General features: G+C 54.6%; 26 protein-coding genes. 12 read left to right on the top strand and 14 right to left on the bottom strand.

Going from position 1 to position 23,976, the window contains the following annotated elements; genetic code table 11:
* Nucleotides 1-17 precede the first annotated feature (17 nt).
* Nucleotides 18-1,529, top strand: coding sequence for a glycerol kinase GlpK (gene glpK, locus F3I44_RS18990; RefSeq protein ID WP_033734465.1), 1,512 nt, complete (start codon nucleotides 18-20; stop codon nucleotides 1,527-1,529).
* Nucleotides 1,530-1,625: 96 nt separating this feature from the next.
* Nucleotides 1,626-2,636, top strand: a complete 1,011-nt coding sequence (gene glpX / locus F3I44_RS18995; protein WP_150014010.1) for a class II fructose-bisphosphatase — start codon at nucleotides 1,626-1,628, stop codon at nucleotides 2,634-2,636.
* Here the strand turns inward: glpX and emrD are convergent.
* A complete protein-coding gene (emrD, locus tag F3I44_RS19000) occupies nucleotides 2,626-3,819 on the bottom strand; it encodes a multidrug efflux MFS transporter EmrD (RefSeq protein ID WP_150014008.1) in 1,194 nt (397 codons plus the stop codon). The two genes, glpX and emrD, sit on opposite strands and share 11 nt — an antisense overlap.
* Nucleotides 3,820-4,092: 273 nt before the next feature.
* Between emrD and fpr the strand changes: the two genes are divergently transcribed.
* Nucleotides 4,093-4,839: a ferredoxin--NADP(+) reductase gene (fpr, locus tag F3I44_RS19005; RefSeq protein WP_150014006.1), complete on the top strand. Its 747-nt coding sequence runs from the start codon at nucleotides 4,093-4,095 to the stop codon at nucleotides 4,837-4,839.
* On the opposite strand, the gene F3I44_RS19010 is transcribed toward fpr, so the two are convergent.
* Nucleotides 4,830-5,264, bottom strand: coding sequence for a DUF805 domain-containing protein (locus F3I44_RS19010; protein WP_150014004.1), 435 nt, complete (start codon nucleotides 5,262-5,264; stop codon nucleotides 4,830-4,832). The genes fpr and F3I44_RS19010 overlap by 10 nt on opposite strands.
* A 96-nt stretch (nucleotides 5,265-5,360) precedes the next feature.
* Here F3I44_RS19010 and F3I44_RS19015 point away from each other — a divergent pair, with 96 nt between their 5' ends.
* Entirely contained in the window at nucleotides 5,361-5,951 is a 591-nt protein-coding gene (locus F3I44_RS19015; RefSeq protein WP_150014002.1) for a DUF1454 family protein, read from the top strand.
* 120 nt (nucleotides 5,952-6,071) lie between these two features.
* Complete coding sequence (gene tpiA / locus F3I44_RS19020) at nucleotides 6,072-6,839, top strand: triose-phosphate isomerase (RefSeq protein ID WP_150014000.1); 768 nt, start codon at nucleotides 6,072-6,074, stop codon at nucleotides 6,837-6,839.
* 28 nt (nucleotides 6,840-6,867) lie between these two features.
* On the opposite strand, the gene F3I44_RS19025 is transcribed toward tpiA, so the two are convergent.
* The 6 genes from F3I44_RS19025 to cpxP form a co-directional block, all read right to left on the bottom strand.
* The gene (locus F3I44_RS19025) at nucleotides 6,868-7,641 is read right to left on the bottom strand and encodes a CDP-diacylglycerol diphosphatase (RefSeq protein ID WP_150013998.1); all 774 of its coding nucleotides are present in this window, start codon (nucleotides 7,639-7,641) and stop codon (nucleotides 6,868-6,870) included.
* A gap of 159 nt (nucleotides 7,642-7,800) precedes the next feature.
* Entirely contained in the window at nucleotides 7,801-8,790 is a 990-nt protein-coding gene (locus tag F3I44_RS19030; protein WP_150013996.1) for a sulfate ABC transporter substrate-binding protein, read from the bottom strand.
* Nucleotides 8,791-8,933: 143 nt separating this feature from the next.
* Nucleotides 8,934-9,896: a 6-phosphofructokinase gene (pfkA, locus tag F3I44_RS19035; RefSeq protein ID WP_150013993.1), complete on the bottom strand. Its 963-nt coding sequence runs from the start codon at nucleotides 9,894-9,896 to the stop codon at nucleotides 8,934-8,936.
* A 207-nt stretch (nucleotides 9,897-10,103) separates the two neighbouring features.
* The gene (gene fieF / locus F3I44_RS19040) at nucleotides 10,104-11,006 is read right to left on the bottom strand and encodes a CDF family cation-efflux transporter FieF (protein ID WP_150013990.1); all 903 of its coding nucleotides are present in this window, start codon (nucleotides 11,004-11,006) and stop codon (nucleotides 10,104-10,106) included.
* A gap of 236 nt (nucleotides 11,007-11,242) precedes the next feature.
* Nucleotides 11,243-11,398: a general stress protein gene (locus F3I44_RS19045; protein WP_010258211.1), complete on the bottom strand. Its 156-nt coding sequence runs from the start codon at nucleotides 11,396-11,398 to the stop codon at nucleotides 11,243-11,245.
* 455 nt (nucleotides 11,399-11,853) lie between these two features.
* Nucleotides 11,854-12,363, bottom strand: a complete 510-nt coding sequence (gene cpxP / locus F3I44_RS19050; protein ID WP_150013988.1) for a cell-envelope stress modulator CpxP — start codon at nucleotides 12,361-12,363, stop codon at nucleotides 11,854-11,856.
* Nucleotides 12,364-12,511: 148 nt separating this feature from the next.
* On the opposite strand from cpxP, the gene cpxR reads away from it, so the two are divergent.
* From cpxR to trmL, 3 genes are read left to right on the top strand one after another with little or no spacing between them, the layout of a single operon-like run.
* Nucleotides 12,512-13,210, top strand: coding sequence for an envelope stress response regulator transcription factor CpxR (gene cpxR / locus F3I44_RS19055; RefSeq protein ID WP_150013984.1), 699 nt, complete (start codon nucleotides 12,512-12,514; stop codon nucleotides 13,208-13,210).
* A complete protein-coding gene (cpxA, locus tag F3I44_RS19060; RefSeq protein ID WP_003851276.1) occupies nucleotides 13,207-14,586 on the top strand; it encodes an envelope stress sensor histidine kinase CpxA in 1,380 nt (459 codons plus the stop codon). Before cpxR ends, cpxA begins: the two co-directional genes overlap by 4 nt.
* Nucleotides 14,587-14,621: 35 nt before the next feature.
* Nucleotides 14,622-15,095 (top strand): tRNA (uridine(34)/cytosine(34)/5-carboxymethylaminomethyluridine(34)-2'-O)-methyltransferase TrmL, encoded by a 474-nt coding sequence (gene trmL, locus F3I44_RS19065; protein ID WP_150013981.1) that lies wholly within the window; start codon nucleotides 14,622-14,624, stop codon nucleotides 15,093-15,095.
* On the opposite strand, the gene cysE is transcribed toward trmL, so the two are convergent.
* The 5 genes from cysE to F3I44_RS19090 all read right to left on the bottom strand — a co-directional run bounded on the left by cysE (nucleotide 15,092) and on the right by F3I44_RS19090 (nucleotide 18,212).
* Entirely contained in the window at nucleotides 15,092-15,913 is an 822-nt protein-coding gene (gene cysE / locus F3I44_RS19070; RefSeq protein ID WP_090967199.1) for a serine O-acetyltransferase, read from the bottom strand. The genes trmL and cysE overlap by 4 nt on opposite strands.
* A 68-nt stretch (nucleotides 15,914-15,981) precedes the next feature.
* The gene (gpsA, locus tag F3I44_RS19075; protein ID WP_190285966.1) at nucleotides 15,982-16,998 is read right to left on the bottom strand and encodes an NAD(P)H-dependent glycerol-3-phosphate dehydrogenase; all 1,017 of its coding nucleotides are present in this window, start codon (nucleotides 16,996-16,998) and stop codon (nucleotides 15,982-15,984) included.
* Nucleotides 16,998-17,468 (bottom strand): protein-export chaperone SecB, encoded by a 471-nt coding sequence (secB, locus tag F3I44_RS19080; protein WP_150013975.1) that lies wholly within the window; start codon nucleotides 17,466-17,468, stop codon nucleotides 16,998-17,000. Before secB ends, gpsA begins: the two co-directional genes overlap by 1 nt.
* Nucleotides 17,469-17,506: 38 nt before the next feature.
* A complete protein-coding gene (grxC, locus tag F3I44_RS19085; RefSeq protein ID WP_008926942.1) occupies nucleotides 17,507-17,761 on the bottom strand; it encodes a glutaredoxin 3 in 255 nt (84 codons plus the stop codon).
* A gap of 19 nt (nucleotides 17,762-17,780) precedes the next feature.
* Nucleotides 17,781-18,212: a rhodanese-like domain-containing protein gene (locus F3I44_RS19090; RefSeq protein ID WP_013359488.1), complete on the bottom strand. Its 432-nt coding sequence runs from the start codon at nucleotides 18,210-18,212 to the stop codon at nucleotides 17,781-17,783.
* 252 nt (nucleotides 18,213-18,464) lie between these two features.
* On the opposite strand from F3I44_RS19090, the gene envC reads away from it, so the two are divergent.
* From envC to F3I44_RS19110, 4 genes are all read left to right on the top strand, one after another.
* On the top strand, nucleotides 18,465-19,766 hold the full coding sequence (envC, locus tag F3I44_RS19095; RefSeq protein ID WP_150019516.1) for a murein hydrolase activator EnvC: 1,302 nt from the start codon (nucleotides 18,465-18,467) through the stop codon (nucleotides 19,764-19,766).
* Between the two features lie 3 nt (nucleotides 19,767-19,769).
* Nucleotides 19,770-20,672, top strand: a complete 903-nt coding sequence (locus tag F3I44_RS19100) for a divergent polysaccharide deacetylase family protein (RefSeq protein WP_150013969.1) — start codon at nucleotides 19,770-19,772, stop codon at nucleotides 20,670-20,672.
* A 102-nt stretch (nucleotides 20,673-20,774) separates the two neighbouring features.
* A complete protein-coding gene (locus F3I44_RS19105; protein WP_150013966.1) occupies nucleotides 20,775-22,004 on the top strand; it encodes a glycosyltransferase in 1,230 nt (409 codons plus the stop codon).
* Complete coding sequence (locus F3I44_RS19110) at nucleotides 21,997-22,908, top strand: hypothetical protein (protein WP_150013963.1); 912 nt, start codon at nucleotides 21,997-21,999, stop codon at nucleotides 22,906-22,908. The genes F3I44_RS19105 and F3I44_RS19110 overlap by 8 nt, the downstream gene beginning before the upstream one ends.
* A gap of 31 nt (nucleotides 22,909-22,939) precedes the next feature.
* On the opposite strand, the gene tdh is transcribed toward F3I44_RS19110, so the two are convergent.
* Complete coding sequence (gene tdh, locus F3I44_RS19115) at nucleotides 22,940-23,968, bottom strand: L-threonine 3-dehydrogenase (protein WP_150013960.1); 1,029 nt, start codon at nucleotides 23,966-23,968, stop codon at nucleotides 22,940-22,942.
* Between the last annotated feature and the right edge of the window lie 8 nt (nucleotides 23,969-23,976).

The following is a 23,976-nucleotide window of genomic DNA, read 5'->3' on the forward strand; positions in this document are numbered from 1 at the left end:
TCATCAGGACTGAATTTATGACTACCACAGATAAAAAATATATTGTCGCGCTCGATCAGGGTACAACCAGCTCACGCGCCGTCGTTCTCGACCACGATTCCAATATCGTTGCGGTATCGCAGCGCGAATTTACTCAGATCTACCCGAAAGCGGGCTGGGTTGAGCATGATCCAATGGATATCTGGGCTTCACAAAGCTCTACGCTGGTTGAAGTGCTGGCCCATGCCGATATCCGTTCTGATGAGATTGCGGCAATTGGTATCACTAACCAGCGCGAAACCGCCATCGTGTGGGAAAAAGAGACCGGCAAACCTATCTATAATGCCATCGTCTGGCAGGACCCGCGCACCGCTGACTACTGTAACAAACTGAAGAAAGAGGGTCTGGAAGAGTACATCCAGCACACGACAGGTCTGGTAATTAACCCCTACTTCTCCGGGACGAAAGTGAAGTGGATCCTGGACCATGTTGAAGGCTCACGTGAGCGTGCAAAACGTGGTGAGCTGCTGTTCGGTACCGTTGATACCTGGCTGGTCTGGAAAATGACTCAGGGCCGCGTTCACATTACTGACTATACCAACGCCTCGCGTACCATGATGTTTAACATTCACAAGCTGGAGTGGGATCAGCGCATGCTCGATATCCTGGATATCCCGCGTGAAATGCTGCCAGAAGTGAAGTCCTCGTCTGAAGTCTACGGTCAGACCAACATCGGTGGTAAAGGCGGTACACGTATTCCTATCGCCGGTATTGCCGGTGACCAGCAGGCCGCGCTGTATGGCCAGCTGTGTGTACAGCCTGGCATGGCGAAAAACACCTACGGCACCGGTTGCTTTATGCTGATGAACACCGGTACTGAAGCGGTAACCTCGACCCACGGCCTGCTGACCACAATCGCCTGTGGCCCGCGCGGTGAAGTGAACTATGCGCTGGAAGGTGCCGTATTTATCGGGGGTGCCTCTATTCAGTGGCTGCGCGATGAGATGAAGCTGATCAGTGAAGCGGCTGACTCTGAATACTTCGCGATGAAAGTGAAAGACACCAATGGCGTTTACATGGTGCCTGCTTTCACCGGCCTGGGTGCACCCTACTGGGACCCGTATGCTCGTGGCGCAATCTTCGGTCTGACGCGCGGCGCGAACGCTAACCACATCATCCGCGCGACGCTGGAGTCGATCGCTTATCAGACGCGTGACGTGCTGGAAGCGATGCAGAATGATGCCAACACCCGCCTGCAGGCGCTGCGTGTGGATGGTGGTGCGGTGTCCAACAACTTCCTGATGCAGTTCCAGGCTGACATCCTCGGCACCCGTGTTGAGCGTCCGGAAGTGCGTGAAGTCACGGCGCTAGGTTCTGCCTATCTGGCGGGTCTGGCTGTCGGCTTCTGGCAGGATCTGGATGAAGTGCGTGCTAAAGCGGTTATTGAGCGTGAGTTCCGTCCAAGCCTGGAAACTACCGAGCGTAACTTCCGTTATGCCGGCTGGAAAAAAGCGGTTGCCCGCGCACAGGCGTGGGAAGATCAGGAGTAATCTCTGTGCCCGCGACGCTGGCCGTCGCGGGCCTTTTCCCCGCCCTGCTGCCCCGCTGTGTTACACTGCCTGCCGGTTTTTTGTCAGGTAGATGCCATGAAACGAGAACTTGCCATTGAATTTTCCCGCGTAACCGAAGCTGCCGCCCTGGCAGGCTATCACTGGTTAGGACGCGGCGACAAAAATGCAGCTGACGGCGCGGCTGTCCATGCCATGCGTCATGTCCTGAACTCCATTGAAATTGACGGTCAGATTGTGATCGGTGAAGGCGAAATCGACGAAGCGCCAATGCTCTATATTGGTGAAAAAGTCGGTACCGGTCGCGGCGATGCGGTCGATATTGCCGTCGATCCGATTGAAGGCACCCGCATGACGGCGCTTGGCCAGGCTAACGCGCTGGCCGTGATGGCCGTCGGCGATAAAGGCAGCTTTCTGCACGCCCCTGACATGTACATGGAGAAACTGATTGTCGGTCCGGCAGCGCATGGGGCGATCGACCTCGACCTGCCGCTGGAAACCAACCTGCGCAATATCGCGATAGCGATGAACAAGCCGCTGTCGCAGCTGACCGTATCGATTCTGGCAAAGCCGCGTCACGATGCGGTGATCGGCCAGTTGCAGCAGCTGGGCGTGCGGGTCTTTACCTTCCCGGATGGTGATGTCGCCGCCTCGATTCTGACCTGCATGCCGGACAGCGAAGTGGATGTGATGTATGGCGTTGGCGGCGCGCCGGAAGGCGTGGTCTCTGCGGCGGTGATCCGCGCACTGGATGGCGATATGCAGGGCCGCTTGCTGGCGCGTCATCACGTCAAAGGCGACAGCGCTGAAAACCGTCTGCTCGGCGAGCAGGAACTGCAGCGCTGTGCAGAGATGGGGATTGAAGCGGGTAAGAAGCTGACACTGAGTGAGATGGCGCGCAACGACAACGTGGTGTTTGCCGCCACCGGTATTACCAGTGGCGAGTTACTGAAAGGTATTACGCGTCAGGGCAATATCGCCACCAGCGAAACGCTGCTAATTCGCGGTAAATCACGCACCATTCGCCGCATCCAGTCGATTCACTATCTCGACCGTAAAGATCCGGCGCTCCATCCGTTTATCCTGTAACCGGCTGGTTGCCGCGCTCCGGCTGACGTGAGAGCGGCAACCAGCAGAGCAGCATCACCAGCGCCGTGAAGAACATCAGCATGCCAAGGCTGAACTGATCGCGCTGCGGCATCATGGCTGAGAGCCACGCCACCAAACCCGATCCCAGATTCTGCATCCCGCCAATCAGCGCGCCCGCGCTTCCCGCCAGCCAGGCATACGGCTCCATCGCGCCTGAAGTCGCCAGCGGAAACAGCATACCGGCACCAAAGAAGAATAGCGCGGCAGGGACCAGCAGCGTCCAGATATTCATCACGCCGAACCACGCCGGGATCCACATCAGAATGCCCGCCAGCAGGCAGCTATTCACACCCCACCACATCAGGCTGTGCCATGAACCCTGCTCGCGTCCGGCAAACCAGGCACCGAAGAACGCTGCCGGAATCGGCAGGATGAACAGGATGCTGACGGTCAGGCTGTGCAGGCCGAGCACGCCGCCCAGCAGAACGCCACAGCTCGACTCAAAGACCGCAATCCCGGCGAGCGCGCCGATCAGCAGCACAATGTAGCGGACGAAATTCGCGTCGCTGAGCAGGCGGGCGTAACGTTTGAAGAAAGGGGTCACTTCTGCACTCTGCGGCCGGGTCTCCGGCAGCCAGCGCGCCATGGAACCGGTCACCGCCAGACAGAGCAGCAGCAGAAAGGCGAAACAGGCGTGCCAGCCAAAGAGCTGGGTCAGCAGCGCACCAATCACCGGTGCCAGCAGCGGGCTGACCAGAATGCCCATGTTAAGCAGGCTGTTAGCGCGGCGCAGCGCGTGCCCCTCGTAGAGATCACGCGGCATGGTACGCGCCATCACGCCTGCCACGCCGGTTCCCAGTCCCTGAATCGCACTACCCAGCACCAGCATATCGAGTGAGGTCGCCATCAGAGCCGTGATTGCGCCGATCATAAAGATCGTCATGCCCGCCAGGATCACCGGACGACGACCCACGCTGTCTGACAGCGGACCGTAGATCAGCTGGGATCCGCCATAGGTCATCAGATAGGCCGCCATCACACGCTGCAGCGCGCCATCCCGCACATTCAGTGCATCCGCCATCACCGACATCGCCGGGACGTAGATAGTCTGTGCCATCTGCCCGACAGCCACCAGCACAATGAGCATCACCATCAGTGGGCGATTTTCCAGTTTACTAATCATGATTATGCAAAATTTCTTTCTGTGAAAGGAGGTTAAAATAGCGGTTCACCCGCCAGTCATCTTGTTATGGCGGGCAAAATATCAGGATTAGACGATAAAGCGAGAGGTAAGCGAAAAGGACCCGGCTTGCGCCTGTCAATTTTATGGGCCAGCCTGTAAAGACAAAGCAACAGTTTGTCGATTAGAGCCTTTGCCAGGGCGCAGGCTGGCAATCTCACCGGCTAGTCGCGAAAATAGTGACCTGCCTGAATAATTAACAACCAGGGAGTGATTATGGCTGAGTGGGTCAATGGTGAAGTTAAGGAAGTCAAAAACTGGACGGATGCATTGTTCAGCCTCCGGGTAAAAGCGCCCATCGATCCCTTTATTGCCGGGCAATTTGCCAAGCTGGCGCTGGAAATCGACGGTGAGCGGGTGCAGCGCGCTTATTCCTACGTTAATGCGCCAAAAGATGACCTGCTGGAGTTTTATCTGGTCACGGTGCCAGAGGGCAAGCTGAGTCCGCATCTGCAGGCACTTCAGCCGGGCGATCGGGTGATGGTCACCAAAGAAGCCGCGGGATTCTTTGTGCTGGATGAAGTCCCGGAGTGCAAAACTTTATGGATGCTGGCAACCGGCACCGCGATTGGTCCCTACCTGTCGATGCTCCAGCAGGGCGAAGGGTTGGATCGCTTTGAAAACATCGTGCTGGTGCATGCCGCACGCTATGCGGCCGACCTGAGCTTTTTGCCACTGATGCAGCAGTTGCAGCAGCGCTATCACGATAAATTGCACATCCAGACAGTGGTGAGTCGTGAAGCGATCCCCGGTTCGCTGACGGGCCGGGTCCCGGCGCTGATCGAAAACGGCGAGCTGGAGCGTGCCACCGGATTAACGCTGGATGCCGACAGCAGCCATGTGATGCTGTGCGGCAACCCGCAGATGGTGCGCGATACTCAGCAGTTACTGAAAGAGACGCGCGAGATGCGCAAACACCTGAAGCGTAAGCCGGGCCATATCACCAGTGAACATTACTGGTGAGCCATTTGCCGGTATCGCACCGGCTGCGTCGCGGTACCAAACCGGTTAGCGCCGGGGGTACCGCGAAAGACGCCAAGATCCAGCAGCAGACCAGCCATTAACACAAACGGAATGGCGCGGCCCAGCAGCCAGGGCAAAACACTACCCAGCATGCTCCAGTTTCCCGCCACCAGCAGCCAGGCAACAATCACCAGAAATCCCCAGTAACCGCGTCGATTGCGATCGTGCAGTCGTTTAACCATAACCGCGCTGGCGGGCCATAGCAGGCAGACCACGCCAAAAGCCGCCATCTGGCTATCAATCCAGTCGTTTGCTGCTAAGACGAATAATAGTGTCGTGGTCAGCAACCAGACCGCCTGCCAGATCCAGAAATCACGTCGTCCCAGTCGACCGCGCCAGGAAAAACACCATTGTTGTAACGTCATGCATTATCATCCAGAGAAGAGAACCGCCGCGCTTTTGACCTCGCGGATAAAAACCGTTTTAATTTGCGCCTGAGTTTACGGGACAGGATCGACAAAATGAAGAATTTGCCTGGCGCACTGCTGTTATCGTTTGCGCTGACGGTTCCGGTCTTTGCCGCCGATTCGCCACCGCCGGAACGGCCTGATGCGTTGCCCACCGCGCCTTATCTGCTGGCGGGCGCTCCCACCTTTGATATGACTATCGGCCAGTTTCGCGAAAAATATAATCTGGCCAATGCAGCGCTGATGCTGCCTGAGTATCGCGCTATTGATAATCGGGGTGATAAAAGCAACCTGACGCGCGCCGCCAGCAAAATTAATGAAACGCTCTATGCCTCTACCGCGCTGGAGCCCGGCACCGGCAAAATCAAGACGCTGCAGATTACCTGGCTGCCACTGCCTGGCCCTGACCAGAGCGCCTCGCAGCAAAAAGCACTGGCCTACATGACCGCCATGCTGCGCTTCTTTGTACCGGGATTAAGTGCCGACGAAGGGCGTAAAAAGCTGGAAGGTCTGCTGAAGGAAGGTAAGGATTTACCCTACTTTGCGCAGGTCGACGGCGCGCTCCGTTTTGTCGTCGCTGACAACGGCGACAAGGGGCTGACTTTCGCCATTGAGCCGGTAAAACTGTCGCTCGCAAACCCCTGAGGATGTGGCTGAAAATGACGAAAAGCAAAGCCATCACTGCATTTGATCTCTATACTGTCTGGCAGACAACGCTGCCAGCTGGCAGCGATTTTTCATGTATCGCGTTATGCGGAGGATAGAATGCGACATCCACTGGTTATGGGTAACTGGAAGTTGAATGGCAGCAAGCAGATCACGGCTGAACTGATCGCCGGTCTGCGCAAGGAACTCTCTGGCGTTGACGGTTGTGGCGTCGCCATTGCGCCGCCAGCGCTCTATCTTGAGCAGGCAAAACACGCCATCTCCGGTAGCCACATCGCCCTGGGTGCGCAGAACGTAGACGTTAACCTGTCTGGTGCGTTTACCGGTGAAGTTTCCGCTGAAATGCTGAAAGATATCGGCGCGAAATATATCATTATCGGTCACTCAGAACGCCGCACTTACCACAAAGAGAGCGACGAGTTTATCGCGAAGAAATACGCGGTACTGAAGTCAGTGGGTCTGGTCCCGGTGCTGTGCATTGGTGAAACCGAAGCAGAAAACGAAGCGGGTAAAACCGAAGAAGTCTGCGCGCGTCAGCTGGATGCCGTTCTGGAAACTCAGGGCGCTGAAGCATTTAAAGATGCGGTCATCGCGTATGAGCCCGTCTGGGCCATCGGGACCGGCAAATCTGCGACCCCTGCTCAGGCTCAGGCCGTGCACAAATTCATCCGTGCTCATATCGCGAAGAAAGATGCAGCTATCGCAGAACAGGTCATCATTCAGTATGGTGGCTCGGTTAACGACAAGAATGCAGCTGAACTGTTCACCCAGCCTGACATCGATGGTGCGCTGGTTGGCGGTGCATCACTGAAAGCAGATGCTTTCGCAGTAATCGTTAAAGCTGCGGCTGCTGCAAAAAGCGCCTGAGTATTAACGAAAAGAGCAAAGGCGGCGCTTAAGCCGCCTTTTTTATGGGCGCTATCAGCTGACAGGCGTGATCCTGCAACTCCTCGGCCGAACCACTGTTCAGCAGCAACCAGTTCCGCTCAATTGCCATCAAGACCAGTCGCCCATCGCTTAATTCAGCTAGTGCCAGCCCATATTTCCCCATCTCTGTGCGTGCCTCAGGCCGTTCTTCGGCCAGTCGGATAAATGCACTCTGCTGGGTCAGCTCATCGGTCGTCAGGGCTCGCAGCCAGTAACGGTGCTTACGCAGCGTGATGTCCTGCCACTGACCACTAAGCTGCGGCGTCAGCTGATCCAGTTTTTGACGCACATCGGCTCGCAGACAGGAGAGATGAATATGAAGCTGATTCTGTGTGCGGCCATATTGTGAATTGATAGCCAGTGACAGGACCCGATCATCAATGGGTGAGCCGCGTCGCTGTGCAAGCAGGGTTCGTTCATGCCACGCAAGGGCAAAGTAGTCAGGCGTCGCGGGTTGCAGTAACCGCGGGCTTTCGATACCGGGGATTTTGTCGAGCGGGATCAGCAGATACTGCAACGGCCCGTTCATATCTTTCAGCATGGCATAGTGATGCTGCTGATCAACACGCTGACAGGGCGCAGGGTCTCCGCTGCTTTTCTGATGAGGCAGGCATTTCTCGCTGACGATCTGCCAGAGTGCATCACTGTTCTTTTTGAAATGCAATGCAGTGGCCAGCATCCCTACAACAACCAGCGCAAGCAGAACGGCAACCAGGCGGGTTGCACGACGATTTGTCGGCATAACAACGCTTCCTGAGTGGATGAGCAGACTGCATCCTCGCCTGGCGAGAATGGAATGTCACGGGGAATTCGGGCAGATAACCCAGCCGCTGGGCAGAGAAGAGAGAGACGTGAGGGTGGCGGATAAACGGTCAGCGCAGAGCGCGCTGACCGTTATGCCTTACGGTTTCATAACCTGGTCATAGCTGCCGCCATCGGCAAAGTGGGCTTTCTGAGCCTGCGCCCAGCCACCAAACTTGTCCTGAATGGTAAACAGCTTCACCGGCGCAAAGGTGCTGGCAAACTTCTTCGCGATTTCAGCATCACGCGGACGATAGTAGTTTTGTGCAGCGATGGTCTGGCCTTCTGGTGAGTAGAGATATTTCAGATAAGCGTCAGCGACTTTACGCGTGTCCTTTTCATCCACCACTTTATCAACCACTGACACGGTCGGTTCAGCCAGAATCGATTCGCTTGGGGTGACAATCTCGAACTTGTCTTTGCCCAGCTTGTTCACCGCCAGATAGGCTTCGTTTTCCCAGGCGATCAGCACATCACCAATCCCGCGTTCAACGAAGGTGTTGGTTGCGCCACGCGCACCGGAATCCTGCACTTCAACGTTTTTAAACAGTGCTCTGACGTATGCCAGCGCTTTGGCCTGATCGCCATTGTTATGATCCAGCGCCCAGCCCCAGGCCGCCAGATAGTTCCAGCGAGCGCCTCCGGACGTTTTCGGGTTAGGGGTAATCACAGATACGCCTGGCTTCGTCAGGTCACTCCAGTCATGGATGCCCTTGGGATTATCTTTACGGACCAGGAAGACAATGGTGGAGGTGTAAGGCGCAGAGTTATCCGGCAGACGTTTGATCCAGTTCTTATCAATACGACCACGTTCGGCAATGGCATCAACATCGGATTGCAACGCCAGTGTGACCACATCCGCCCGGATGCCGTTAATCACGGAGGTCGCCTGCTTGCCGGAACCGCCATGCGACTGGCGGACCACGACATTGTCGCCGGTTTCCTGTTTGTAGTGCGCACTAAACGCTTTGTTGTACTGTTCGTACAGTTCACGCGTTGGATCGTAGGAAACGTTTAACAGCTGAATGTCTTTCGCCAGGACGCTGGTTGAGGCCAGCAACAGGGTAACGCCAATACTCCACTTGTTCATTACGCACTCTCCCAATGTCGTTATGGGCTAAGCGTGACATAAACCATTACAGAGCTAAAAGAATTAAAAATAAGCTGTTATAACCGAGGGGAATATAGAAGGGAAATGCCGGGGCATGCTGTGCAGCACACCCCGCAGGGGAATTAATAGAGTTTTTTCGCGGTGTCGAGCCAGTCACGTTTAAACGGACGCTTCATGTTTTCAATCGCATCGATAATGTCGTGATGCACCATCTTCTCGTTCTGAATGCCGACGCAACGGCCACCGTAACCCTGCATCAGCAGTTCGATGGAGTAAGCGCCCATGCGTGACGCCAGGATACGGTCATACGCACAAGGTGCACCGCCACGCTGAATATGGCCCAGAACGGTCGAACGGGTTTCACGTTTGGTTTCTGTTTCAATGAAACGCGCCAGATCGTCGATATCGCAGATGTGCTCGGTAATCGCCACGATAGCGTGCTTTTTACCTTTGGCGATGCCCGCTTTGATTTCCGCTACCAGCTCTTCGCGGGTATACGGGAACTCTGGCAGGACGATGAACTCGCAGCCACCGGCAATCGCCGCCGCCAGGGTCAGATCGCCACAGTAGCGGCCCATCACTTCAACAATCGAAATACGCTGATGCGAAGAAGAGGTGTCACGCAGGCGGTCAATCGCTTCAACGACAGTTTCCAGCGCAGTGAAATAACCGATGGTGTAATCCGTTCCGGCCACGTCGTTATCGATGGTGCCTGGCAGACCAATGCAGGGGAATCCCATTTCAGTCAGGCGCTTAGCACCCATGTAAGAGCCGTCCCCACCAATCACAACCAGCGCATCAATACCGCGCTTTTTCATGTTCTCAATGGCAACCTGACGCACATCTTCATTACGGAACTCAGGGAAGCGCGCTGAGCCCAGGAACGTGCCGCCACGGTTAATCATGTCGGAGACGCTGTAGCGATCCAGATTGATCATGCGATCTTCGTACAATCCCAGATAACCGTCATAGATCCCAAAAACTTCCAGTCCTTCACTCAGCGCGGAACGTACCACTCCACGAATAGCTGCGTTCATGCCTGGGGCGTCACCGCCGCTGGTCAATACACCAATTTTTTTGATCATGACAACCTCTGGATTGTTCAAAACTAAGGGTTAATCCTGCCTGTCGATCGCTGCTGAAGATCATTTTACGATTAGCGCGACATGTGATGGCAGATAGTATATCAAAGGCTTGCTGCTGAATTGATTCAGGTCAGACAACTTTTCACTATTTTTTGCAGCAATGTTAGCGTTACGTCATTCCTTTCGTATCGATTTGATTCATTTACGTTAAAAACCTAAAGAATCTTCTCTCTCGAACGGTACCACAGAACAGGGATCCTGATGGATAATTACGTCTGACCCAGGAAATTCTTTGCGTAACGCCTTCTCAACCTGATCGGCTACCCGGTGCGCCTGCACCAGTGGTAACTGGTCTTCCAGTTCCAGATGGAGCTGAATAAATTTAGTCGGGCCGGACTGGCGGGTTCGCAGATCGTGGACGCCCTGCACCTGTGGCCAGTTTGTCGCCAGCGTCAGAATCTGCTGCCGCTCCTCTTCCGGCAGCGCGCGATCCAGCAATGACTGCACCGCCTCATAGCCCATACGTAATGCACTGTAGAGAATGAAAATGCCAATCCCCAGCGCGAACAGGGCATCTGCCCGGACAAAGCCATAGCTGCTCAGGAGCAGCGCGATCAGAATGGCACCATTCATGATGACGTCCGACTGATAGTGCAGCATGTCAGCCCGAATCGCCTGGCTGCGGGTTTTACGCACCACCCAGCGCTGAAAGGCGACCAGCACCAGCGTTGCGCTCAGTGCCACAACGGTCACCACAATGCCGATGCCGGGTGCCCGCATCTCACCGGGCGAAGCAAGATGCTGGAGGCCGGTCAGAAACAGAAACAGCGCTGAGCCGGAGATAAACATACTTTGCGCCAGTGCTGCCAGCGACTCCGCTTTGCCGTGCCCGAAAGTATGATCTTCGTCAGCCGGTTGCAGCGCATATCGCACCACCAGCAGATTGGTCAGCGATGCGGCAATATCCACCAGCGAGTCCACCAGGGAAGCCAGCAAACTCACCGAACCGGTATGCCACCAGGCAAAAATTTTCACGATTAACAGCAAAGACGCAAGTATGGTGGCGGCCAGCGCAGCACGCTTTACCAGTCGGCCATAAGAGGGTTGCATGCCAGATTCCCTATGCAGCATCAGCGATGATGCGTACTCAAATGAAAGAATGGCTAAAGTTTAACACCAGGAGGCGGGCAGTGCTTAGCGGGTCATCCAACGGTTCAGTCTCTTTTGGCGAAGCGCGACAGGCATAAAAAACAAGCCCCGACCTCGGAGAGGACGGGGCAAAGTGTCATACACATCAGCGTCAGACCACAGTCAGATGCTGGTCTGTGCTGAGAAAAAAGCGGCGATTACTTTTTGCCGCCCTTTTTCCCTGCTTCTGATGCTTTTTCACGATCGTTTTTAAAATTTCCGCCGCCGCTGCTCTGGCCGCCTTTCTTACCGGCTTCAGACGCTTTTTGCGGATTATCTGCGAAATTACCTGAACCACCACGATGCTCTGCCATAACTTACTCCGTTAATAGATTCATTCAGGACTACATAATGTGGTTGTTGCTCCCTGAGACTTCGCAAAGACACTTAACTTCCCTGCAGTGACAGAATTAAGTGTAGAGGGTGCGCCTGAACCGGCAAGCGTAACGCGGGAAAAGCAACGCATTGAAAGTAAAGATAAAAGCCTCTATGAGAAGGCTGTAAGTCTATTATTTTCAGTGGCTTAAATTATTTAAATAGCCTTGCGATGCTTACCGGTACGTTTAAAATTACGCAATAGCCTGAATAGTCAATAATCATCGAGCCTGACAAACAAACGTTAAACAAGCGCTAATAAAATGGGGGTTTTGTTGCGTGGTGATGATTCCGGTCAAATTAAAAAAAGCGAAAAAAAGATAAAAAAAACCCCCACCATCATGGTGGGGGAAGACAGGGATGTGTCTATGGCAAGGAAAACAGGGATACTATGTTACTGGTTACTGCTGGTACTACTCACTGCCTGCAGCGATGACGCTGACTGCAGATTCGAAAACTGTCGCAGCTCATTAAGTCGCCGCTGGTAATTCTTCTGCAACGTGGCCTGCTGGTCCGGCGTTAGCAGTTGAAACATTTGATTCTGTACGCGCGCCATCTCAACCTGCTGTTCAACCTGAACTCTGGCGATGACTTCCGCCTTTGCGCGGATGGCCGCTTCGTTAAACTGGTCTGCAGTCACCAGGTCGTGTAGTGCTGCGATATCGTCAATATGAACGACCGGGCGCTCATGTCGGGCCTGTTGCATCAGGTCCCGCATCTGCTGACGCTGTTCTTCAGTCAGCTCGATACCATCGAACATGTGGCTTTGCGGATTTTGCGTCATACTGCCTGTCGGCAATCCGCCATGATGCATCTCGTCAATCGTCGTCGCATCTTTAGCACCTGCGCTGGCGACGCTCAGAGCCATCGCTGAGGCAAGGACGACGGCGGTTAATTTGCGCATCGTGTACTCCAGTTCGTTCCGTTTTGCGATTCAACGAGAGCCAGTGTACGGCGACAGCTGCAAACATCCGTCAGGGGGTGTAAAACTACGTAAAGCGATAGATAGGTGCGCCAGGAACACGGTATTTTGCCTGCGGAGGGCTACAAAAATGAATAAAATCCTGTTGGTAGATGACGACCGCGAATTAACTTCGCTTTTAAAAGAACTGTTAGAAATGGAAGGGTTTGAAGTGTTGGTAGCCAGCGATGGTGAACAAGCGCTGAACCTGCTCGATAACTCTATTGATTTGCTTTTACTGGATGTCATGATGCCGAAGAAAAACGGTATCGACACTCTGAAAGAACTGCGTCAGCAACATCAAACCCCCGTCATCATGCTAACGGCACGCGGCAGCGAGCTGGATCGCGTACTGGGACTCGAACTCGGCGCAGATGACTATCTGCCTAAACCGTTTAACGATCGTGAACTGGTGGCGCGTATCCGCGCGATTCTGCGTCGCTCAAACTGGAGTGAACAGCAGCAGCAACACGACAACAGCTCGCCCACACTGGAAGTGGACTGCCTGCGGCTCAATCCTGGTCGCCAGGAGGCGAGTTTTGATGATGTCACGCTGGATCTCACCGGCACAGAGTTCACCCTGCTTTATCTGCTGGCGCAGCATCTGGGCCAGGTCGTATCGCGTGAACATTTAAGTCAGGAAGTGCTGGGCAAGCGTCTGACGCCGTTTGACCGCGCCATCGATATGCATATCTCGAATCTGCGTCGCAAGCTGCCTGAGCGCCGTGACGGTCATCCGTGGTTTAAAACCTTACGTGGCCGCGGCTACCTGATGGTTTCGGCATCATGATTGGAAGTCTGACCACCCGTATCTTCGCCATCTTCTGGTTAACGCTGGCACTGGTGTTGATGCTGGTGCTGATGGTGCCCAAGCTCGATTCACGACAGATGACCTCGCTGCTGGAGAGTGAACAGCGGCAGGGCATCATGATTGAGCAACATGTCGAAGCAGAGCTGTCACAGGATCCCCCTAATGATCTGATGTGGTGGCGTCGTCTGTTTCGTGCCGTAGAAAAGTGGGCACCGCCGGGTCAGCGGCTGCTGTTAGTGACCAGTGAAGGTCGGGTGATTGGGGCGCAACATAACGAAATGCAGGTTATTCGCAACTTTATCGGCCAGTCTGATAACGCCGATCATCCGCAGAAAAAGAAATATGGTCGAGTTGAGCTGGTAGGGCCTTTCGCCGTACGGGATGGCGAAGATAACTACCAGCTTTACATGATCCGTCCCGCCAACAGTTCCCAGCTCGATTTCGTTAATCTGCTGTTTGACCGTCCGTTGCTGTTGCTTATTGTCACCATGCTCATCAGCTCACCGCTGCTGCTGTGGCTCGCCTGGAGTCTGGCACGGCCGGCGCGTAAGCTGAAATATGCCGCCGATGAAGTCGCAAGCGGAAACCTGCGCCAGCATCCGGAACTGGAGTCAGGCCCACAGGAGTTTCTGGCAGCGGGTTCCAGCTTTAACCAGATGGTGAGTGCGCTGGAGCGAATGATGACCGGTCAGCAACGTCTGCTATCGGATATCAGCCATGAACTCCGCACCCCGCTTACCCGCCTGCAACTGGCTACCGCGCTGCTGCGCCGGCGTCAGGGCGAAGGTAAAGAGCTGGGCCGCATTGAGATGGAAGCACAGCGTCTCGATGGCATGATCAACGATCTGCTGGTGCTGTCGCGCACCCAGCATAAAAATGCGCTGGTCAGCGAAGCGATGAAGGCGAATCAGTTGTGGAATGGGGTGCTGGAAGATGCCCGTTTTGAGGCTGAGCAGATGGGTAAGAAGATGGATATCCCCTACCCGCCCGGTCCATGGCCGCTCTACGGCAACCCTCATGCGCTGGAGAGTGCGCTGGAAAATATCGTCCGCAATGCGCTGCGCTATTCACACACGCACATCAGCGTCAGCTTCTCCGTCGATATTTCCGGTATCACGGTACATGTTGATGATGATGGTCCTGGCGTGAGTCCGGAAGACCGTGAGCAGATTTTCCGGCCCTTCTACCGTACCGATGAAGCGCGCGATCGCGAATCAGGCGGCACGGGACTTGGCCTGGCCATTGTTGAAACGGCAGTGCAGCAGCATCGCGGCTGGGTTAAAGCCGATGACAGTCCACTGGGCGGCCTGCGTCTGACCCTCTGGTTGCCGCTCTACTCCTCCGGTCGTCAATAATTTGCTATGCTTCGGCCCCTGTCATCGGGGGCCTTATGCTTAACATTGTCTTGTTTGAACCAGAAATTCCGCCAAATACCGGCAATATCATTCGCCTGTGCGCCAATACGGGCTTCCAGCTTCATCTGATTCAGCCGCTCGGCTTCGCCTGGGATGACAAGCGTTTACGTCGCGCCGGGCTGGATTACCACGAATTCACGTCCATAAAATTCCATGCTGACTATCAGGCATTTATCGCCACGGAGTCGCCTGAACGTCTGTTTGCGCTGACGACCAAAGGTACGCCCGCACACAGTGCCGTCGCGTATCAGGCGGGTGATTATCTGCTGTTTGGACCTGAGAGCCGTGGACTGCCCGCTGAGATCCTGGCGGCGTTACCCGCGCAGCAGAAAATCCGCATCCCAATGAGAGCGGAAAGCCGCAGCATGAATTTATCGAATGCCGTCTCAGTAGTGGTCTATGAAGCGTGGCGCCAGCTTGATTACGCGGGCGCACTGATTAAAGACTAGATGCCGTCGCCAAACTGAAAACCGGCCAGGCTGCCATTGAAGTGCTGATCCATATCCATTGACGGCTTTTCACTGCCTGGCTTGCCGACGATACGCGCGGGTACGCCTGCTGCCGTGGTGTGTGGTGGCACAGGCTGTAACACCACAGAGCCCGCGCCGATTTTTGCTCCCCTGCCGACTTCAATATTCCCCAGCACTTTCGCACCGGCACCAATCATCACCCCTTCACGGATTTTCGGATGACGGTCGCCGCTGGTTTTGCCGGTACCGCCCAGCGTCACCGACTGCAGGATAGAGACATCATTCTCAACCACGGCGGTTTCACCAATCACAATGCCTGTAGCATGGTCGAGCATGATGCCATGGCCTATATTCGCGGCGGGATGAATGTCGACGGCAAAGGAGACAGAGATTTCATTCTGCAGATAAACCGCCAGCGCACGCCGGCCTTCATTCCACAGCCAGTGACCAATGCGGTAGGCCTGAAGCGCATGAAATCCTTTGAGATAGAGCAGCGGCGTAGAGTATTTGTCCACTGCCGGGTCGCGCTGGCGCACCGCCTGAATATCGTAAGCCGCAGACATAATCATCGATGGATCTTCACGGTAGGCTTCTTCAACGATTTCACGAATGGCGATAGCGGGCATAATCGGGTTAGCCAGCTTGTTGGCCAGCATATAACTCAGTGCGCTACCGAGATTTTCATGCTTGAGCAATGTCGCGTGGAAGAAACTGGCCAGCATCGGCTCACAATCAGCCAGGGCGCGCGCTTCTGCTTTGATATTATTCCAGACCAGTTCTAACTCATCAGACGACATTGCTGTTTTCTCCCGATAAAAAAAGCGCCTGATTGGGCGCTGCAGGTGATGATGCTACGCGTCCTGCGTTAGCTGATGCTGTTTTCGTCCTTCCTTGTTCGTCCCAGCAGGCTCAATGCTGCATCTCTCGCCGGTTTTTCGCAATACAACACCTGATAAATCTGCTCAGTGATCGGCATTTCAACACCAAAACGTGCAGCCAATGCTTTGACTTCTTTGGTATTTCTGTAGCCTTCTACAACTTGTCCGATAATGCGTTGTGCGCTATCTACATCCTCGCCCTGGCCCAGCATCATGCCAAAACGACGATTTCGCGACTGATTATCGGTACAGGTCAGCACCAGATCGCCCAGACCGGCCATACCCATAAAGGTGGTGGGATCGGCACCCAGCGCTGCGCCCAGCCGGCTCATTTCAGCCAGACCGCGGGTGATCAATGCAGTACGCGCATTCGCGCCAAAACCAATTCCGTCGGACATCCCGGCACCAATAGCGATGACGTTTTTTACCGCGCCGCCCAGCTGTACGCCGATGAAATCAGGATTGTTATAAACGCGGAAGCTTTTACCGCAGTGCAGCTTCTGCTGCAGGTCGTCCGCAAACTGCGCATCTGTAGCGGCCAGTGCGATGGCTGTGGGTAATCCTGCCGCCAGCTCTTTCGCAAAGGTCGGCCCGGAGATCACGGCCAGCGGAATAGCATCGCCCACAATTTCACGTGCCACGTCCTGCAGCAGACGCCCCGTCTCTTTTTCCAGTCCTTTGGTCGCCCAGACAATACGCGAGTCTGGACGCAGATGAGGTTTAATCTGCTGCAGCACATCGCCAAACACATGACTCGGCACCACGATTAATAAATCGCGGCTGGCGGCAATGGTTTTGGTCAGATCAGGCTCAAGGGAGAGATTGTCGGGGAACGAAACATCGGGCAGGAAAGCAGTGTTGCAGCGGTCAGTCTGAAGTTGCGCCAGATGCGCCGGGTTATGTCCCCACAACAGCACCGGGTGGCCGTTACGGGCCAGCGTAATCGCCAAAGCGGTGCCGTAAGAACCGGCACCGATGACGCTAATCGAAGCGTGAGTTGTCATCAGGCATCCTGATGTGGTTCAGCACCTTCTTCACCTTGTTGCTGCTGCAGGTAGTTCATGAACAGCGCATCAAAGTTAACCGGTGCCAGGTTCAGCTGCGGGAAGGTACCACGTGATACCAGGCTGGTAATGCATTCGCGTGCGTATGGGAACAGAATGTTCGGGCAGTATGCCCCCAGGCAATGTGCCATCTGCGTTCCTTCGATACCGCTGATGGTGAAAATACCGGCCTGTTGAACTTCACACAGGAAAGCGGTTTCTTCGCCCACATTTGCGGTTACAGTCACACGAAGTACCACTTCGTAAACTTCGTCAGCCAGCTGAGAAGATGCAGTGTCCAGGTCCAGCTTAACGTCCGGTTCCCACTCTTTCTGGAAAACCTGCGGGGCATTTGGCGCTTCAAAAGAGATATCTTTAGTGAATACGCGCTGAATCTGGAACTGCATTTCGTTGGTGTTGTGTTCTGACATGTGACCAAATCCTATATATGAGGTTGTCCGGCGTAAAATTACGCCTGCAGTAAGGGATCTAAACCTTCGCGATTATCGAGTGCGAATAAGTCATCGCAGCCGCCAATGTGCTGCGCATCAATAAAAATCTGAGGCACGGTGGTACGACCGCTACGCTTGATCATCTCTTCGCGCTTCGCCATATCACCATCGATAGGGATTTCCTGAAACGAAACGCCTTTTTGCGTTAACAGCGCCTTCGCACGATGGCAGTAAGGACAGGTGGCCTTGGTATACATTTCAACATTTGCCATGATCAGCACCTTTGTAAGATTATTTACCGCGAACTAACGGCAGATTTTCGCCGCTCCAGCCACTGATGCCCTCTTTCAGCACTGAAACCTGCTCAAAGCCTGCCGCGCTGAGATGTGCAGCAGAATCGCCTGCGCTTTGTCCGGTTGCACACACCACAATTATGGGCTGCGCTTTATGCTTTGCCAGTTCGTCGAGGTTGCCTTTTTTAATCTCAGCGGCTGCCACATTCAGCGCACCTGAAATATGCCCCCTGCGGAAATCGTCGCGCGAACGCACGTCTACTACTACCGCGTCCTCTTTGTTAATCAGGCGGGTGGCTTCACCGCGGCTGATCGTTTTTACCTTAGAGAACATTCCTTTAACGGTAGTCACAATCACCATAACGAGTAAAACGACCCATGCCAGACTCAGGATGGGGTGATTGCTTGCAAACTGCATAATTTCTTGCATGAGTGGTAACGACTCCAGACCGGGCTAATAAGCTAAAACAAGGGTTCTGAGTATACCTGCGCCACTTCGCATGTACAGATGCTATGCGGCCAGAGTATCGATTTGTGCTCCATTTTCCAAAAAAAGTGGCTGAAAGGCAAAAATGGCGTAAGGGTTAATCCATGTCATGGCGAAAGTGGACATAACTGGAAAAGCAAATGCCCGCTGGCAGCACTGGTAAGCGGCGGTTCATCGTGGAATAATCATTGGCCTATGAAGGGAAAAACAACCGTTTCGCATACAAGGACCCGTCCCAACGGCGATAACCTGCCGTTGTTCACACACCTGTCCAGCCTCTCCCTTAGTCTGCTTTGTGCGGGAGCCCTGTTGTTGCCTGCCGCTGCTCACAGCGCAGAGGACAGTAAATCTCAGCTGCAATCCATTCAGCAAAACATTGCGGCAAAAGAGAAAAGCGTTAAAGCGCAGAAACTGCAGCGCAGCAAACTGCTGGATCAGTTGCAGAGCCAGGAGAAAGTCATCGCGCTGGCGAGCCGTCAGTTGCGTGACACCCGCAATAGCCTCACCGCTCTGAATGACGAAATCAGGCAGCTCGCTGCCTCCATCGCCCGCCTTGAAAAACAGCAAACTCAGCAGGAAAGCCTGCTTTCTGAGCAACTTGATGCGGCATTTCGTCAGGGTCAGCACAGCGGCGTACAGCTGTTGATGGGCGGTGAAGAGAGCCAGCGCAGTGAGCGTATTCTGGCCTATTTCGGCTACCTGAACGCTGCCCGCCAGAAAAGTATCGAATCGCTGCAAAAGACTCGTGAGGATTTGGATCAGCAACGTGCCTCGCTGGAGCAGAAGCAACAGCAGCAGAAAGAGTTATTAGCACAGCAGCAGGGCCAGCAGCAGAAGCTGCAACAGGCGAGCGAAGCGCGTAAAAAGACCCTGACGTCACTGGAAAGCGCGCTGGAAAAAGATCAGGCCGATCTGGTCGAGATGCGTCAGAACGAAAGCCGTCTGCAGGATAAGATCGCTCGCGCGGAACGCGAGGCGCGTGAGCGGGCAGCACGTGAAGCCCGTGAGGCGGAAAAAGTGCGTCAGCGTCAGGCGCAGGCGAAAGCCAAAGGCTCCAGTTATCAGCCAACCCAGAGCGAACGTGAACTGGTAGCCCGCACGGGTGGACTGGGGCGCGCGGGCGGACAGGCGTTGTGGCCGGTGCGCGGACGTATTGAACATCGCTTTGGTGAACAGCTGCAGGGTGAACTGCGCTGGAAAGGACTGGTGATTGATGCGCGGGAAGGTACCGAGGTGAAAGCTATCGCGGATGGTCGTGTGCTGATGGCCGACTGGTTGCAGGGCTACGGACTGGTGGTTGTGCTGGAGCACGGCAAAGGTGATATGAGCCTGTATGGCTACAACCAAAGCGCGCTGGTGAGCGTGGGTACGCAGGTGAAGGCAGGACAGCCTATCGCACTGGTGGGCACCAGTGGTGGCCGCGGTACCCCGTCGCTCTATTTTGAAATCCGACGTCAGGGACAGGCCGTCAATCCACTCCCGTGGTTAGGAAAATAAGTTTTGCTGCAACGTCGAAAAATTTCCATTCTGTTGAGCGCCTTACTGTTCAGCTACGCTGCACAGGCGGGCAAACTGGCTATTGTCATCGATGATGTCGGCTATCGCCCTGCCGAAGAGAACAAAGTCCTGCAGATGCCGCAGGCTATTTCAGTGGCGGTCTTGCCCAACGCGCCCCATGCCCGTGAAATGGCGACTAAAGCACATCTGGGTGGACACGAAGTATTGATCCATCTGCCGATGGCGCCACTCAGCAAACAGCCACTGGAAAAAGATACGCTGACCCCGGAGATGAGCAGCGAAGAGATCACCCGCATTATGCGCAATGCGGTCAGCAACGTGCCTTACGCAGTCGGCCTGAACAACCACATGGGCAGCAGGATGACCTCGAGCCTTTCTGGTATGCAGAAGGTAATGCAGGCGCTGAATCACTATAACCTCTACTTTCTGGATAGCATGACCATCGCCAACAGTCAGGCGATACCTGCCGCGCAGGGTACCCAGGTCAAAGTGTTAAAACGTCGGGTATTCCTTGATGACAGCCAGGATATTAACGCCATTCGTCAGCAGTTCAGCCGGGCAGTGAAACTGGCACAGCGCGACGGTTATGCGATTGCGATTGGTCACCCTCACCCGACTACCGTACGGGTGCTGCAGCAGATGTTACCCACACTGCCAGCCGACATTACGCTGGTTCGGCCCAGCCAGCTGCTGAATGAATCACTCCGCAGCGGCTCACGGACACCTGAGGCTCCGGCAAAACCGGTACCACCACGTTTCCAGCCTGCCGGCCAGTGTAAAGCGAAGCAACCGCTGGCACCGGTGCCGGCGACCCGAGCCTTAGGGGTCATCGCTGAAAGTGTGAATCACAGCCCACTGTTTACCACGCTAAAAAATCTGTTCTGATTTGCTATGAATGCTAAGTCTCCGTCTTAGCGTTCATTTATACGCAGAAATTACTATAATCCTGGGTCGGGCGATAACGGCTGTGCGGAAACAGTGATAGGGATGACGATAAATAAACAAAAAATCCTGCTGCTGGATAACGGCAGAGAGTGGGGCGGCGGCACCAACAGTATGCTGGAGCTGCTGAAGCGTATCGATCGTCAAAAATTTGATATCACCTGCTGCTTCTACCATAACTACAGCCGTGGCAACGACGAAACGATTGAGGCCACGTTGAATGCGCTGGCCATTCCGGTCTTTTTTATTCCGCAAATCAAACAGCCACGCTGGGCAAAATTTGTTAAAGAAGCCGTGCGCGCGCTGCTGTTTTTCAATAAACAGCTCAAGAAGCGCGCTATTGATGAGATTGATACGCGCTGGCGAATTATGCCCAATGCCAGCAAAATCAATTCACTGCTGCAGTTGGGTAACTTCGACACGCTCTATATGAATAACCAGCCCAGCACCAATGTGGAAGGTTATCTGGCCGCACGCAGCCTCGATGTTGCGGTGGTTCAACACTGCCGTATCGATCCGGTTCTTGAACCGCGGCTGGTCAGCATGGTGAATCAGGATTGTCAGGCTGTGATTGCCGTTTCTCAGGGCGTCAATAACACCCTGCGACGCCATGGTATCGATGCGGAACGCTGTTTTACCGTCAGCAATGCTATCGACGTTCACCAGACTCTGCCTGACCGCCTTGAAGTCCGCCAGCGTTTTAAACTCTCTCCTTCGACCTTTGTATTTGGCACTATCGGCTCCCTGATATTGCGCAAATCTAATCACCATATCCTGCAGGCGCTGGGCCGTTTTAAACGCGCCAATCCCGATGCAGACTGGCGGATGGTGATTGTCGGCGCGGGTCCGGAACTTCAGCATCTGCTGCAGCTTGCTACAGCAGAGCACATCCAGCAGCACGTGGTTTTTACGGGCTTTCAGAATAATGCTCTCGATTACCTCACGGCTTTTGATGCGTTTATTCTGGCCTCACGCAGTGAAGGTTTACCCCGGGTTGTGCTGGAGGCGATGCTGGTGAATACCGCCGTTGTGGGATCCCGTGTGGTCGGCACTGCCGAATTGATCAGTCATGACGAAACCGGGCTGCTGTTTGATTATGGCAACGTGGTACAACTGACACAGCACCTGACCGCACTGTGGCAGGATACGGAATTGCGTCAACGCCTGACCAATGCGGCAGCGAAACGCGTACGTGAACAGTACGCCATTGAAACCTATATCAGCGGCGTCGAGAATATTCTGCAAAGCGTCGCCAAAAAGAAACCTCATGCTTAATTTTTTAAATCCCCGTTACCGCCATATCAGAGCGCGCCATAACCTGCCTTATTCGCAAAAAGAGGTTCAGGGCACTGTGCCGGTCACGTCTGTCGTGATCCCCTGCACGGGCGCGGACTATATTGAAGAAGCCCTGCTCAGTGCCGATTTTGCGGCGCGTTTCGCGACGGAGACAAAAGAGGTCGTGATTGTCAGCGATCAGCCAGCGCACGCCTTTGGCAGCCTGCCGGCTAAAACCCGCGTGGTGACGCTGGATGTTCCGCATCGGGAAGAAAATTATCGCTATAAGCAAATCTATCGCAGTCGTTTGATCAAGTTGCAGGCACCTTTGCAGGCAGAAGGCGACGGTATTCTGATGATCGATTCCGACCTCAATCTGCTTAAGATGCCGCAGATTATGATGAAACCCGGCCATCTCTATTCCAGCTTCCGTCAGGGGAAAATGATTGCCAAGCTGGACGGTGCGCCGGAAGCGGCGATCCCCGCCTACTATCCGCATAGTATCCGGCCTTATCTGGCAGACCACGTAAATGGCGCTTACCTGGCTGCCACCCGTGAAGTCTGGCAGCGCATTTCGCCGCTTTGGCTGACGCTGTTTAATGATACCTGGAATTTAATGAACGACAGCCAGCCGCCTACTGACCAGCTGCCGCTCGCGGTGTTGCTCGACATGCTGGATATTAAAACTGTCAATCTGGGGGAATGGGCTAACTGGCCGGTCTCAAAAAAAATTGGCGGTCAGTCGGCAGTCATCCCGCCGGATGTGGTTGGGGCGCATGGCGGCTTTCCGCTGTCGGAATGGCAAAAATACCTGGCCGACCCGCAGCAGCCGCTGAACTTTAAAGGTCAGGATTACACGCGCAAAGTGCGCTACCTGACCGACGAAGAGAAGAAGCAAAGCTAATCAGGCGGCCGCCACATCGGCGGCCGTTGCTTTAATCCCAGCTCAGTATCACTTTCCCCGATCGTCCTGAACGCATCTCATCGAAGCCCTGCTGGAAATCGTCAATGCCAAAGCGATGGGTAATCACTGGCGTTAAATCGAGGCCGGACTGAATCAGCGCCGCCATTTTGTACCAGGTTTCAAACATCTCACGGCCATAGATGCCTTTGATGAAAAGCCCCTTAAAGATTACCTGGTTCCAGTCAATTGCCATTTCACCCGGCGGGATACCCAGCAGTGCGATACGCCCACCGTGATTCATCACCTCCAGCAATGAACGGAAGGCAGGAGGTGCGCCCGACATCTCCAGCCCGACATCAAATCCTTCCGTCATACCCAGCGAATGCATCACTTCCCGCAGGTCTTCATTCGCCACATTGACCGCGCGCGTGACGCCCATTTTCCGCGCCAGTGCCAGTCGATACTCATTGATGTCAGTAATCACCACGTTGCGTGCACCGACATGCCGACAGACCGCGGCGGCCATGATGCCGATAGGACCCGCGCCGGAGATCAGTACATCCTCGCCGACCAGATCGAACGAGAGTGCGGTGTGCACCGCATTGCCGAACGGATCAAAGATTGCCGCCAGTTCATCGGAAATGTTGTCGGGAATTTTAAATGCATTAAAGGCGGGGATGACCAGATACTCCGCAAAACAGCCCTGACGGTTAACGCCCACGCCCATCGTGTTGCGGCATAAATGGGTGCGTCCGGCGCGGCAGTTGCGGCAGTGTCCACAGGTAATATGCCCTTCGCCCGAAACCCGGTCTCCAATCGTAAAGCCTTTCACTTCCTGTCCAATCGCCACCACCTCACCCACATACTCATGCCCGACAATCATCGGCACCGGAATGGTTTTGCGCGACCAGTCATCCCAGTTGTAGATATGGACATCGGTGCCGCAGATGGCGGTTTTACGAATCTTAATCAGCAGATCGTTATGCCCCGGCTCTGGAACCGGGGCATCGGTCACCATCCAGATGCCCGCTTCCTTCTTCAGCTTGGCGAGTGCTTTCATGACGGACT

This window comes from Pantoea sp. F_5, assembly GCF_008631595.1.
Taxonomy (GTDB): Bacteria; Pseudomonadota; Gammaproteobacteria; order Enterobacterales; family Enterobacteriaceae; genus Pantoea; species Pantoea gossypiicola.